Genomic DNA, 13,743 nt, shown 5'->3' with positions numbered 1-13,743 from the left:
GTCATACCGCCTTGTTGGGATCGAAGGCATCGCGCACGGCTTCGCCAATAAAAATCAGCAGGGAAAGCAGCACAGCCACGGAGAGGAATGCGGCGATGCCCAGCCAGGGGGCCTGGAGGTTGTTTTTGCCCTGCAACAGCAGTTCGCCAAGAGACGGCGAGCCCAGCGGCAAACCGAAACCAAGAAAATCAAGCGACGTCAGGGTGGTAATGGAGCTACACAAAATAAACGGCAGGAAGGTGAGGGTCGCCACCACCGCATTGGGAAGCATGTGACGGAAGATAATTGCGCGATCGCTCACGCCTAATGCCTGCGCGGCGCGAATATAATCGTAATTTCGCGTGCGCAGAAACTCCGCGCGCACCACGCCGACCAGTGCCATCCAGCCGAACAGGACGGTGATGCCTAACAGCCACCAGAAGCCAGGCTGTACTACGCTGGACAGCAGGATAATCAGAAACAGCGTCGGCATACCGGACCAGACTTCAATTACGCGCTGCCCCCACAAATCGATTTTTCCACCGTAATAGCCCTGCACGGCGCCCGCCACGACGCCCATCACGCTGCTAAAGAGCGTCAGAAGCAGCCCAAACAGGAGCGAGATGCGGGTGCCATAGAGGATGCGCGCCAGCACATCGCCGCCGTTGGCGTCCGTTCCCAGCCAGTTCTGCGAGGAAGGCGGGGAAGGGAAGGGGGTGGACGTGGCGTAGTTAATACTGTTCGCGCCAAAGCGAATCGGTGCCCAAAGCGCCCAGCCGTGCTGCGCGATCTGTTCACGTAACCAGGGATCCTGATACTCGGCTGGCGTCGCAAACGGACCGCCAAAATCGCTTTCGCTATAGGTAGTAAGCACCGGCACGTACCAGCGATCTTTGAAATGCACCAGCAGGGGTTTATCGTTGGCAATCAGTTCGGAACACAGACTTAAGGCGAACAGGACGGCGAAGATCCACAGCGACCAGTAGCCGCGACGGTTGTGGCGAAAGCGCGCCCAGCGGGCCTGATTGACGGGGCTTAAACGCAACATCAGCGGCCCTCAAAATCGATACGGGGATCGACCAGCGTATAGCTGATATCGCTGATGATATTCAGCAGCAGGCCGATCAGGGTGAAAATGTACAGTGTGCCAAACATCACCGGGTAATCACGGGAGACGGTGGCCTCATAGCCGAGCAGCCCTAAACCGTTGAGAGAGAACATCACTTCTATCAGCAGAGAGCCGGTAAAAAACATACTGATGAACGTGGCGGGAAAACCGGCAATCACCAGCAGCATGGCGTTACGAAAAACGTGCTTCCACATAATCTGCTTTTCACCGACGCCTTTGGCGCGCGCGGTGACGACGTACTGTTTGCGGATCTCATCAAGAAAGGCATTTTTGGTCAGCATCGTAAGCGCCGCAAAACCGCCGATAACCGTCGCCAGCACCGGAAGCGTGATGTGCCAGAAGTAATCGGTGATTTTCTGATACCACGGCAACGTGCTGAAATCCGCAGAGACCAGCCCGCGCAGCGGGAAGAGGTCGAAATAACTGCCGCCAGCGAAAAAGACAATCAGCAGCACGGCAAACAGAAACGCCGGGATAGCGTAGCCGATGATAATGAACGTGCTGCTCCAGATATCAAAACGGCTACCGTTGTAGACCGCTTTGCGGATCCCCAGCGGAATGGAGACCAGATAAATAATCAGCGTCCCCCACAGTCCGAGCGTGATGGAAACCGGCAGGCTTTGCTTGATCAGGGTTAGCACCGAGGCGCTGCGAAACAGGCTGTCGCCAAAATCGAAACGGACATAATCCCAGAGCATCCTGAAATATCGCTCGTGCAGCGGCTTGTCAAAACCATAGCGATGGGTGATCTCGGCGATCACCTCCGGATCCAGTCCCCGACCGCCCCGGTAGTGGCTTTCGCTGATATTGCCCACGCCCGTCCGGGCATGGCTGGCCCCCATTCCTTCACCGCCGCCGCCCGGCATGCCGCCAGCGTGACCAAATTCTATGGCCGCAATCGCCTGGTCCACCGGGCCGCCGGGGGCAATCTGCACGATAAAAAAGTTAATGGTAATGATGGCCCATAGCGTCGGGATAACCAGCAGCAGCCTGCGGATAAGATAAGCGCCCATCGTCACTCCTCAACGCCGCGCTGCGGGCAGTTTTGCGGCTTTATTCACGTCATACCACCACGTATCAAAACCAAGCGTATAAACCGGGCGAACGGCGGGCAGGGAGAATTTGTCCCAGCGGGCCACGCGATCTTCACCCATGTACCACATCGGCAGCATGTAATAGTTCCAGGTTAACACCCGGTCAAGCGCGCGCCCGAGCGGCAGAAGTTTCTCTTTATCGCCCTGAGCGGCAACGATTTTCGCGATCAGCGCATCAATCACCGGACTCTTTACCCCCGGAGCGTTGTAGGAGGAGTCGATATACCCCGATGCCCAGGAGATTTGCAGGTCTGAACTCGGCCACGGCTGGGCAGCCCACAGGGTTTGCATCATGTCGTAATCGCGACTGCGCTTGCGGTTGGTCAGCTGGGCAATATCGACCTGGCGGATATTCATGGTCACCCCAAGACGGGCAAGGTTCTTCTTAAACGGCAGCACCCACTGATCGTTTGCGCCGGAGGCAATCAGCAGTTCGAAGCTGAGCGGCTTACCAGTTTTAACATTTACTCGTAGCCGATTTTTCAACACCCAGCCAGCGTCATCCAGCAGTTTGCTGGCTTTCAGCAGGTTGTCCCGGTCGAACCCGTTTCCGTCGGATTTTGGCGGTTCAAATAGGCGGGTGAACACTTCCGGCGGGAGCTCCGCTTTCATTGGGGCCAGCAAAACCAGCTCGTCCGCGTGGGGATAATCGCGGGCGGCATATTCAGTATTCTGGAAATAGCTGTTCGCCCGGCTGTAGGCTCCGTAAAACAGCGCTTTGTTCATCCATTCGAAATCAAACGCCAGGGTAATAGCTTCACGCACCCGACGATCGGAAAAAACCGGGCGCTGAATATTAAACGCCAGCCAGCGCGTGTCCTGCGCGGATTCGTTTTTATGTTCGTCTTTAACGATATAGCCTTTCGCGAAATTTTTTCCGATATACCGGGTCGCCCAGTTTTTGGCGCTGTTCTCGACACGTAAATCAAATGCGCCTGCCTTAAATGCCTCGAAGGCCACGTTATCATCCAGGTAGTAGTCGTAGCGGATTGTATCGAAGTTCCAGCGGCCCCGGTTTACCGGCAGCGTGGCTGCCCAGTAATCTTTCACGCGGGAATAGATCACGTACTGGCCCATTCGCCAGTCGGTAATGCGATACGGTCCTCCGGCCAGCGGCGGGGAAGAGAGGGGATCGCTCAGCTTATGGTTTTTCCAGAATGATTCGGGCATGACGGGCAGGGAGAACAGGCTCAGCATATTCTCTTTGTTTGGCTCAGGGAGTTCGATTCGCACGGTCAGCGGGGCGATGGCTTTCACCGTGGTGCCCTTGTACACCAGACGAAACTGCGGCACGCCTTCGGTCATAAATTTATGAAAGGTGAACGCCACATCGCGGGCGCTAACCGGCGTACCGTCGTGAAAACGCGCCCGCGGATTAATCGCGATTTCTGCCCAGCTAAAATCATCGGCGTAACGCACGTTCTCAGCGACCAGGGGATAATAGCTGCCGGGCTCGTCGTCGGAGGTGACGAACAGCGTGTCATAGAGGGATTCGGTACGTGCTGCCGCCACGCCGCGCAGGGCGAAGCGGTTAAAGTTGTCAAACGTTCCGGTCGCGGAAAGCGTCACGTTCCCGCCTTTCGGGGCGGCGGGGTTCACATAATCGTAGTGAGTAAAGTTGACCGCATACTTCGGCTCGCCAATGACGGCAAAGGCCGTGCTCTCTTTGATGGTCTGCGCCTGGCTCGACAGGCTCACCAGCGCCAACAGCATCAATACAACGCGCATAATCATAGTGCGGCGGATCCCTTTGTTCACAGGCAGGCTCGGTTGAGGAGAATAATAAGGGACAGCGCCGTGATTGTGAAATTATTCCCCGAGCGTGATGTCGGGTTGCCACGTCCTGAACTGCTCCAGCGGCATTGGTCGGCCGATCCAGTAGCCCTGAAGATAGTTCACGCCATGCTCGCGCAGCCACGCCGCCTGCTCGGGCGTTTCAACACCCTCGGCGACGGTTAACATATTCAGGCGTTCTGCCAGCGTCAGCACCGCGTCAAGCACTGGCGAGGTAACGGTTTCAGTCCCGATGGCATTCACGAAGCCACGGTCAATTTTCAGGTAATCCATCGTGAAGCGTTCCAGATAGATCAGCGCGCTGTGGCCGGTGCCAAAATCATCGATGGCGATTTCAAAACCTTCATTGTGCAGCCATTCAAACAGCTGATTTGCCTCGCGGTGGTTGATCATGTCGCGCTCGGTTATTTCCAGCACAATCTGGAAGTGATCGGGCGGAAGGGCAGCGGCAAACGCGCGCATATCCTCCTTAAAGTTTTCCGCATGCAGATGACCGGGCGCGATGTTGATCCCAAACTTGGCCCCAGGCGGGAGCACCGTTTGCAGGACAGGGGCATCGCGGATAATCAGGTCAAAAAGATGCAGCGTCAGCGGGACAATCAGCTTCTGCGCTTCAGCGAAGTTAATAAAGGCATCCGGTGGAATTTCGCCCATCACCGGGTGCTTCCAGCGCATCAGGACTTCCAGCCCGGTCATTCTGAGCGACTGCGCATCCACGACGGGCTGATAGACCACGTAGAACTGGTCGTGCTTGATGGCCGTAAGGATCTCTTTCCCGGGATTCAGACGGATAGTGAGAATATAGAAATTCAGCAGACCTGCCGCAATACCGCAGACCAGGCCGAAGAACACGGCGTAGAGCAGTTCATCGGTCTTCCAGGCTTGCGCATAGACGTTAACGGTCAGAGGAATATTTTTCAGCGTGGCGGTGCGGGCAGGGACCTCAGGCAAATCCCGCGCCTGAACCAGCATTCCGGACTGGGTGGATAACGCGGAGTCGCCAATGACGATCGATATTCCGGAAAATTCATCCTGACGTGACGTATAAAGAAGGTAAGGCGTCAGGTTGATGTTCACGGAGGTAAATACGCCGCCGTCTTTTACCAGCGGATTGCGATACCAGATAGCGATCGCGGGTTTATCCGGCAGCATGGGCGTACCCGGCAGGAGCGCGATATCAACAGGTTTGCTGATGTGTAGCTGAGGGATAAGCGTTTCCATTGGGGTATTCATCGGACCTGTTGCCGAAGAGCAGAAGGCCTGTTTATCCCGGACCAGCAAAAAGGCGCGCACGTTAATACTGAAGGCCGCGCGTGAGGTGAGCGCCGCACTGACCTCTTCACAGCTGTTCAGCGTGAGCGGCTGGAGCGTATCAATAGAGGTTTTAAGCTCGTCGAAAAAGTTCTCCATGTAGACGCTTAAATCCGTAATGAGGGTATCGTACCTGACTTCTCGCTTGTGATAACTCCAGTAAAACTGTAACGCACTCAGAAGCAGGGCGGTAAACAACCCCGTCAGAATACTGAGAAACAGTATCTTGCGGTTGCTGGAGAAGTAGCGGGTAAACATAGATGTCGTGATTCCTGAAATGACGCGGGATGTCTATCAGTGTAACGGGCAAAAAAAAACACTGCCGGAGCAGTGCTTTTTTAATCGTATCGCCAGCCAAGGGATAACCAACGATACGACAGCAATATTAACTACGGCTCAGAACGCGGCGAGCTTCGTTGTAGCGCTTCTTCCAGTAAGGTTCGTTCATGCTGGAAATCGTCACACCACTGCTGGTGGAAGCATGGACAAACTGATCGTTACCGATATAGATGCCAACGTGTCGACCGGTTGAACCTGCTCTGAACAGGACTAAATCGCCCGTCCGCAGTTTAGTGCGCGAAATGGACTTGCCCATTTCCTGCTGTTCATAAGTAGAACGCGGAAGGTCTAACCCAAACTGCTCACGGAAAGTACGCTGTACGAATGCGGAGCAATCGATGCCTTTCTTGGTGCTGCCGCCCAGGCGGTAACGCACGCCTTTCCAGTCAGCATACTGATCCATAATACGCGACTTAACGTCGAGATTACGTACCATATTTTCAAATTCATCCTGAGAGGCTTGCAGTGAAGAGGAATCTTCCATTCCCACAACACGCGTCTCAGGATGCATATTCTTCGCGGTGTTCGTCGTACTACATGCCGAAAGCAGAACCGCCACTGCAATCGCCGGGATCCCCCGCAAGATATATCTCAAAATTGGTTGAGATTTGACCATTTTGTTTGTTTTCCCTTGAAGTCCTTAACGAAAATATCGTTATAAAAATGCCAACCGTGACGAGACTAATTATCTGTTCACAATGAGACAATTCTTTATGGTGAAATCTGTGGCACAACGCACAAAATTATTCACCACGATAATAATTATCTCAATGGGGCAAAACGAGTTCGAGGTTAACCGATTGCAAAGGGCATTGCGAGCAAAAAAGACCGTTTTTTTATAAGAAAATGTGATACACAACGTTACAGTGCGGAATTGCTCAAAATGCCGCCATTCATACCGGTAATCCCTGCAATTGCTTCATTTTTATCACGAATTGTATGACGGAATGATGACAGCGCTGAATGATGCCGGAAAGAAGTGACTCAGGGATCGAAAACGATCCCTGATGAATGGTGTTAATTAGCGTTATTTATTTGTTTCAGACTTGTTTAAATTTGCCGGGAAGATAGCGATCAAAAATACTTATTACGCGATCGCTCAGGGGAGTCATCAGCACCCAGGGTAAACCAATTAACACCGCCGTGAGGGAGCCTACGGCGATATCTGTCAGCCAGTGAGCGCCAATCATCACCCGCGGGAATGCAAATACCACCACAATAACCAGGGCGATGGCGAAGGCTTTTTTACCGAAATAGCGCAGCATGAAGCCAGCAAAAATCAGCAGCATCATACCGTGGTCGCCCGGGAAGCTGTCCTTCGAGGCGTCTTTGGTTGGAATATGAAGCAGCTCGCTGACGCGGTTAATATTCGGGAAAGAGAGCGACGGACTGGCGCGTTTAACCGGCATCAGATGCTGCGCCAGCTGGTTGATAATCACGGCTGCCAGCAGCATGACCAGGCCGATAATCAGAATACGGCGACGACCCGTTTTGTCCTCCTTCAGCCAGAAGGAGAGCATCAGACAGCCCATTGCCAGCAGCGAACAGCCGTCAAACGCGCGGTTGTTGGTGATCGCCACCAGCCACAGGAAGGCTTCACTCTTCGCCAGCGCTTGGTTAAAGAAGTGGAACAGCCCGGAATCCAGCGGGAACCAGAAACCGTGATCCGCCGGGATATACCAGGAGAAAAAGAGCGCCAGACCGGCAGCGTTGAGCAATAAAATAGCAGGAAGTCGAGTCGTCATAGTCTTCAGCAATGTGTGAAATCAGGGGCAACGTTAGCCGCCCAAACTTAAACGAAGCTTCAACAGGCTTGACTGGAGGGCATTCCAGTCGGTATTAACCGCACTAATTAACTCTATCCGGCTGTCGGGTGGCGCGACGTTCTGGGTTTCTATAAAGAAATCCTCGCCCTGACGATTAATGCGCACCAGACCATCCGGGGTGCGCATGATCCCTTTTACCCGCTCAACCGGCGCCAGTCTCGCCCATTCCAGTATACCAATGGTGTCGAAAACCGTATCGGCATCGAAGATCCAGCCGCAGGCCTGGTGTCCCTGGCCGCTGTTCAGATTTCGACGCCAGCGCTGATGTTCCGGCAGGCTCAGCGCAGCCAGACCTTGCTTCGCGCCGTGGCTATGCGAATGCTCTGCGCTGGCAGGCAGTTGCGTCTGGTTGAGGCGGGGAAGATCGAGCAGGGCGCCATCAATGTTGCCCTGGGTGGTCTGCACATACTGACGTCCACCGCCAGCCTGCTGCCACCAGGCATTGAACGCGGCCTGACTCTCAGCCGTCGCGCGATCGGATTTATTCGCCACGATGATATCTGCCGAGGCGAGCTGGTCGCGGAAATTGTCGTTATTGATCGCTTTTTCATCCAGCAGCTGGCGGGGGTCGAGCAGGCAAAGCGTCGCACGCAGCTCAAGCCACGGCTCGTAGACCGGGGCGGTCAGTAAATCAAGAATTTGCTTCGGATGACCCAGCCCAGTGGGTTCAATCAGCAGACGGTCAGGCTTGCCCTGACGCAGCAGCGTATTCAGCCCGACCTGCATCGGCAGACCATTCACGCAGCACATACACCCGCCCGGGATCTCTTTCACCATCGCGCCGCTGTCGGCGAGCAACGCGCCGTCGATCCCCACTTCGCCAAATTCGTTGACCAGCACGGCCCACTTTTCCGCCGGATCTTTATTGGCCAGCAAATGCAGAATGGACGTAGTTTTACCGCTGCCGAGAAAACCGGTGATCAGGTTGGTTTTGGTCACGTGCGCTCCGATAAATAATTGTGATGTAGTAACAACTATCTATCATCCTGACGAAAAAATCGGGCATTGAGAAGAGGGAGGGCGAACGGAGCGTAAAACCGTTCGCCTTAAACGCAATAATCGCTAAATTTTTAACGTTTCGATAACGGCCTGACGCGCGCCGAGCCGGACGAGGCGCTGGTACGCGCCGGTGATTGCCTCGACAAAGACAGGGTTTTTCGGCAGGTCGTCGCCAAAGATTTCTTTTAGCGTCAGCAGGGCGCTAACGCGTTCTGCGTCACTGCTGGTAGCGACAATGGCCTGAAACTTGTCGCTCAGCGGATCGCGCACGTCAATGGCGTTGCCCTGGTCGTCCGTCCCGCTGACGTAGCGCATCCAGCCTGCGACGCCCAGCTCCAGTAATGGCCAGGCGGTGTTACGCTCAAGATGCATGCGGATCCCATCCAGCATGCGCTGAGGCAGCTTCTGACTGCCGTCCATAGCGATTTGCCAGGTGCGGTGCTGTAGCGCCGGGTTGGCGAAGCGGTCAAGCAGGCTGTCAGCATAGGCTGTCAGATCGACGTTGGTGATGCGCAGCGTAGGGGCCTGCTCATTCAGCATCAGCCTGCGGGCAGCCTCGCGGAAGCTGTCGTCCTGCATACATTCATTTATGTGCGCGTAGCCGGCAAGGTAGCCCAGATACGCCAGGAAGGAGTGGCTGCCGTTCAGCATCCGCAGCTTCATCTGCTCCCAGGGCAGGACATCCTCAACCATCTGTACGCCTGCAACCTCCCATTCCGGACGCCCGGCGACAAAGTTATCTTCCACTACCCACTGAATGAACGGTTCACAGCTGATGGCGCAGGGATCTTCAACGCCAAGTTCCTGGGTGATTTCCGCGAGTGAGGCGTCAGTGGCGGCGGGCACGATTCGGTCGACCATGGTGCCAGGGAAGCTCACGTGCGCCTCGATCCATCCGGCCAGCTCTGCGGATCGCTTTCCGGCCATGCCGAGAACGGCATTTTTCACCACGTGGCCGTTGTCGGGAATGTTGTCGCAGGAGAGCACGGTAAACGCTGGCAGGCTGCGCTCGCGGCGGCGATGAAGCGCTTCGACCAGAATACCCGGCGCGGAATGCGGCTCAGACGGATGCTCAAGATCGTGCAGAATGCGGCTGTTGTGCATATCCAGTTTCCCCGTCGCCGGATCGATGCAGTAGCCTTTTTCGGTAATGGTGAGGGAGACAATGGCCACCTGCGGTTCGCAGAACTTCTCAATAATGGCTGCCAGCGAGTCGAGTTTTGCGTTCAGGCACTCTTTTACCGCACCGATAATAATGGGCTGATTGCCTTCGGCACCTTTCTCCAGCACGGTAAACAGATGATCCTGCGCGCGGAGCTGGCGCATGAGAACATCGCCGCTAAAGAGGCTAATCTCACAAATACCCCAGTCGCCTCCTTTGGCGTTCAGCACCCGGTTTGTTAACAACGCCTGATGCGCCCGGTGGAACGCGCCAAAGCCGAAATGGACGCTGCGGGAGCGTAACTGCTCGCGATCGTAGCGGGGCTGCTGGACATGAGCAGGAAGCGCGGTGGAGGCAATAGTCTTCATGTAGTACACACCTGATTAACCATTAATTAACAATGCCAGTGTAAAGTTATATGACAACAAATTAAATTGGTAAGCCGTAAATATCCCGGTTATGTGAGTTTGATCAATCAATGTCGCGCGCTGTGTTGACCACTTCGATTAAACATGTATGGTAGTCGTCATTGAGGTAATCCATATTGGTATAACAACTTGAGAGGGTGGGGCAATGGAACAAACCTGGCGTTGGTACGGGCCGAACGATCCGGTTTCTCTTGATGATGTGCGTCAGGCTGGCGCAACGGGTGTGGTCACGGCGCTGCATCATATTCCGAACGGTCAGGTGTGGCCGGTGGAGGAAATCCAAAAGCGTCAGGCACAGCTGGCAGAGAAGGGTCTAACCTGGTCTGTCGTGGAAAGTATTCCGGTTCACGAAGATATCAAAACCCACTCCGGTGAGTGTGAAACCTGGATTGCGAATTATCAGCAGAGCATTCGTAACCTGGCGGCCTGCGGTATTGATACCGTCTGCTATAACTTTATGCCAATTCTGGACTGGACGCGTACCGACCTGGAATATGAAATGGCCGATGGTTCGAAGGCGCTGCGTTTCGATCAAATCGCTTTTGCGGCTTTCGAGCTACACATTCTGAAGCGTCCGGGGGCGGAAGCAGACTACACCGCCGAAGAGCAGCAGCAGGCGCTGGCGTGGTTCAATGCCGCCAGTGAAGCGGACATTGAGAAGCTGGTTCGCAATATTATCGCGGGCCTGCCGGGGGCGGAAGAGGGCTATACCCTCGATCAGTTCCGCGCGCGCCTGGCGGAATATGGCGATATCGATAAAAACCAGCTGCGTGAAAACATGGCGCACTTCCTGCGCGCTATCGTGCCGGTGGCAGAAGAAGCGGGCGTGCGGCTGGCGGTCCATCCGGACGATCCTCCGCGCCCAATCCTCGGCCTGCCGCGTATCGTGTCGACCATTGAGGATATGCAGTGGCTAAAAGAGACGGTGGACAGCATCTACAACGGCTTTACCATGTGTACGGGCTCTTACGGCGTGCGTGCGGATAACGATCTGGTGCGGATGATCGAAACCTTTGGGGATCGCATTCATTTCACTCACCTGCGTGCAACCTGCCGTGAAGAGAATCCAAAAACCTTCCATGAAGCAGCCCACCTTGGCGGCGACGTGAACATGGTTGCGGTGGTGGATGCCATTCTCTCTGAAGAAGTACGTCGTAAGCAGGCGGGGGATGTACGTCCTATCCCGTTCCGTCCGGATCACGGGCATCAGATGCTGGACGATCTGCGCAAGAAAACGAATCCAGGGTATTCGGCGATTGGCCGTCTGAAAGGGATGGCGGAAGTGCGCGGTATTGAGCTGGCGCTGAAAATGACGAAGTATCCAGAGCTTCTGTAAGCCTGATTGCCCGGTGGCGCTACGCTTACCGGGCCTACGAAAAACCGGCTCTGAGGCCGGTTTTTGTGTTTTTGTAGGCCGGGTAAGGCGCAGCCGCCACCCGGCAAACGCCACAATCAGTCAGCGCGACCCATATAGCGTTTTTCTTCGATATGGATACGGATTTTCTCGCCCGCTGACAGGTATTCTGGCACCTGTACGACCAGACCGGTAGTCAGGGTAGCCGGTTTGTTACGCGCGCTTGCAGACGCGCCTTTGATGCCCGGTGCCGTTTCAACGATTTCCAGATCAACGGTCTGCGGCAGCTCCAGCGCCAGCAACACGCCATCCCAGGTCAGCACCTGCATGTCCGGCATTCCACCTTCAGGAATAAACAGCAGCTCTTCTTCAATCTGATCTTTGGTGAAGATATACGGGGTGTAATCTTCTTTATCCATGAACACGTATTCGTTGCCGTCGATATAAGAAAAATCAACGTAGCGACGGGTCAGGGTCACGGTATCCACGATATCGTCGCCTTTAAAACGTTCTTCCACTTTCAGGCCGGTACGGACATCGGAGAAACGCATTTTATACAGCGTTGCTGCGCCACGGGCGCTGGGTGCCTGAATGTCGATATCTTTCACAATCAGCAGTTTGCCGTTGTAATTCAGTACCATACCTTTCTTGATTTCGTTCGCTCTTGGCATTGCAGTAATCCTGTTTACGGGAGGTAAAAAATATCGCGCCAAATTACTCGCGCGCGGCCTTTCAGGCAAGCGGAATTCGTGGGTTTTGCTATCAATACATAAAAGGTGTTACTGTGCGCGCAATGCCCGACTGCGCGGGCATCTGCCACCAACAGAGAGCATGTATGGATTGTCGTTCCGACTGTGGCGCGTGCTGTACCGCACCGTCCATCTCAAGCCCCATTCCAGGCATGCCACAAGGCAAGCCTGCCAATACCCGCTGCGTTCAGCTCTCTGATTCCAACCTGTGCATGATCTTTGGCTCGCCTTTACGCCCGAAGGTGTGCTCCGGGCTCCAGCCTGGCGCCGAAATGTGCGGCAGTACGCGCCAGCAAGCCATGACTTACCTGCTTGAGCTGGAAGCGCTCACCGCGCCTTAAACGTCTTTGATCCGCGTCAGGCAGCTCAGCGTCAGGACGCACATCACCAGCGCAATCCAGAACACCGTATGATAGTTCCAGATTTCAGCCACAACGCCCGCCAGTGAGCCTGCAATAATCCAGCCCACGCGGGTGGTATTAGTATAAAGGGTGGTGGCAGCGCCTGCCTGACCCGGCATCAGATCCTGGAAGTAGAGCATGCCGATACCGGCCAGAATGCCGATATAAATGGCGTTCAGCAGCTGTAAAGCAAGAAGCAGGGCTGGCGTATGAACCGTCAGCATACCGATATAAAACAGCAGCCCTGCAACGGCGGCGATGCGCATCAAAAAGCGCTTGCCGAAGCGCTTCGCGTAATAGCCCGCAATCAGCATGGTGGGGATCTCAAGCCCCGCGGCGGTTCCCATCATGATCCCGGCCAGCTTCTCCGGCAGATGCAGCTCATCAATAATAAACAACGGCATATTAATGATATAGAGGCTGTTCGTTCCCCACATCAGCGTACAGATAATGAATAACAGTAGTGCGTCGCGCCGGTTACGCCGCGGTGCTTCCAGCGTACCGGTCGCCACTTTCGGCTCTTTACGCATGGAAGGCAGGAAGAACCATACCATTGCGCCACACACCACGAAGGCTACCGCCGCGCTGAGGTACATTACCGTAAAGCCAAAACCCATTGCCAGCGCGTAGGCGAGCGGGGGGCCAATCACCCACGCAAGCGACACCTGCGCGCGCAGTATCGAGCTGAACATCACCGCTTCCCGCCCGGTGCGGTCGGCATGCTCGCGGGCAAGGGCGAACATCTGCGGGTTGGCGGTCGAGCCGAAGCTGCTCAGGAACACCCCAACAAACAGCAGAATGAAATAGTTGCGGTTCCAGGCAAACAACACGCAGGCGAAAACGCCCAGCAGACAGCAAAAAACAATCAGGCTTTTGCGATCGCCTTTTCTGTCGGAACGCCCGGCCAGAAACTGGCTGACCAGGATGCCAATGATGGCGCTCCCGGTGAAGAAGAAGCCAACCATCGCCGGACGCGCGTGGACTTCGTTGGTCAGAAACAGGCTCAGCGTAGGCGTTTGTAACGCACCGGCAATACCGGTGAGGAAAGCAACAATCAAAAACGCCGTTGACGTCAAATCAAAGGGCTTTGGTGAGGCGGCAGCGGGGGTGTTATGCATGTTCAGTCTTTGCGAGTAACAGAGAGAGGCGGAGTTTACGCCGCCTGTCATTAAATAAAC

At 55.0% G+C, this 13,743-nt stretch carries 12 protein-coding genes; 2 read left to right on the top strand and 10 right to left on the bottom strand.

Features of this window, described 5'->3' with window-relative positions; translation table 11 throughout:
* Position 1 precedes the first annotated feature (1 nt).
* The 8 genes from CKK19_RS03465 to CKK19_RS03430 form a co-directional block, all read right to left on the bottom strand.
* Positions 2 to 1,027, bottom strand: a complete 1,026-nt coding sequence (locus CKK19_RS03465; RefSeq protein ID WP_045308660.1) for a microcin C ABC transporter permease — start codon at positions 1,025 to 1,027, stop codon at positions 2 to 4.
* Positions 1,027 to 2,121, bottom strand: a complete 1,095-nt coding sequence (locus tag CKK19_RS03460; RefSeq protein WP_003859369.1) for a microcin C ABC transporter permease YejB — start codon at positions 2,119 to 2,121, stop codon at positions 1,027 to 1,029. The genes CKK19_RS03465 and CKK19_RS03460 overlap by 1 nt, the downstream gene beginning before the upstream one ends.
* Before the next feature lie 9 nt (positions 2,122 to 2,130).
* Positions 2,131 to 3,936 carry an extracellular solute-binding protein gene (locus CKK19_RS03455; protein WP_038416428.1) on the bottom strand — a complete coding sequence of 602 codons (1,806 nt, stop codon included), beginning with the start codon at positions 3,934 to 3,936 and terminating at the stop codon, positions 2,131 to 2,133.
* Positions 3,937 to 4,011: 75 nt separating this feature from the next.
* Positions 4,012 to 5,565 carry a cyclic di-GMP phosphodiesterase gene (locus CKK19_RS03450; protein ID WP_063853861.1) on the bottom strand — a complete coding sequence of 518 codons (1,554 nt, stop codon included), beginning with the start codon at positions 5,563 to 5,565 and terminating at the stop codon, positions 4,012 to 4,014.
* Positions 5,566 to 5,692: 127 nt separating this feature from the next.
* A complete protein-coding gene (mepS, locus tag CKK19_RS03445; RefSeq protein ID WP_003859364.1) occupies positions 5,693 to 6,262 on the bottom strand; it encodes a bifunctional murein DD-endopeptidase/murein LD-carboxypeptidase in 570 nt (189 codons plus the stop codon).
* A gap of 424 nt (positions 6,263 to 6,686) precedes the next feature.
* Positions 6,687 to 7,391, bottom strand: coding sequence for a phosphatase PAP2 family protein (locus tag CKK19_RS03440; protein WP_023306616.1), 705 nt, complete (start codon positions 7,389 to 7,391; stop codon positions 6,687 to 6,689).
* 33 nt (positions 7,392 to 7,424) lie between these two features.
* Positions 7,425 to 8,411 carry a CobW family GTP-binding protein gene (locus CKK19_RS03435; RefSeq protein ID WP_045308657.1) on the bottom strand — a complete coding sequence of 329 codons (987 nt, stop codon included), beginning with the start codon at positions 8,409 to 8,411 and terminating at the stop codon, positions 7,425 to 7,427.
* 123 nt (positions 8,412 to 8,534) lie between these two features.
* Positions 8,535 to 10,001, bottom strand: a complete 1,467-nt coding sequence (locus CKK19_RS03430) for a mannitol dehydrogenase family protein (RefSeq protein ID WP_063853860.1) — start codon at positions 9,999 to 10,001, stop codon at positions 8,535 to 8,537.
* A gap of 205 nt (positions 10,002 to 10,206) precedes the next feature.
* Here CKK19_RS03430 and uxuA point away from each other — a divergent pair, with 205 nt between their 5' ends.
* Positions 10,207 to 11,397 carry a mannonate dehydratase gene (gene uxuA / locus CKK19_RS03425; RefSeq protein WP_022648722.1) on the top strand — a complete coding sequence of 397 codons (1,191 nt, stop codon included), beginning with the start codon at positions 10,207 to 10,209 and terminating at the stop codon, positions 11,395 to 11,397.
* Between the two features lie 116 nt (positions 11,398 to 11,513).
* Here uxuA and yeiP read toward each other — a convergent pair whose 3' ends face one another.
* Positions 11,514 to 12,086 (bottom strand): elongation factor P-like protein YeiP, encoded by a 573-nt coding sequence (gene yeiP, locus CKK19_RS03420; RefSeq protein WP_003859355.1) that lies wholly within the window; start codon positions 12,084 to 12,086, stop codon positions 11,514 to 11,516.
* A gap of 164 nt (positions 12,087 to 12,250) precedes the next feature.
* Here yeiP and CKK19_RS03415 point away from each other — a divergent pair, with 164 nt between their 5' ends.
* Entirely contained in the window at positions 12,251 to 12,505 is a 255-nt protein-coding gene (locus tag CKK19_RS03415; protein WP_063853859.1) for a YkgJ family cysteine cluster protein, read from the top strand.
* Here the strand turns inward: CKK19_RS03415 and setB are convergent.
* On the bottom strand, positions 12,502 to 13,683 hold the full coding sequence (gene setB / locus CKK19_RS03410; protein ID WP_038416423.1) for a sugar efflux transporter SetB: 1,182 nt from the start codon (positions 13,681 to 13,683) through the stop codon (positions 12,502 to 12,504). The two genes, CKK19_RS03415 and setB, sit on opposite strands and share 4 nt — an antisense overlap.
* Between the last annotated feature and the right edge of the window lie 60 nt (positions 13,684 to 13,743).

Origin of the sequence: Enterobacter sp. CCUG 70166 (genome assembly GCF_020224095.1) — a bacterium.
GTDB classification, from domain to species: Bacteria; Pseudomonadota; Gammaproteobacteria; order Enterobacterales; family Enterobacteriaceae; genus Enterobacter; species Enterobacter intestinihominis.
This window is presented reverse-complemented; position numbering and strand designations above follow the sequence as displayed.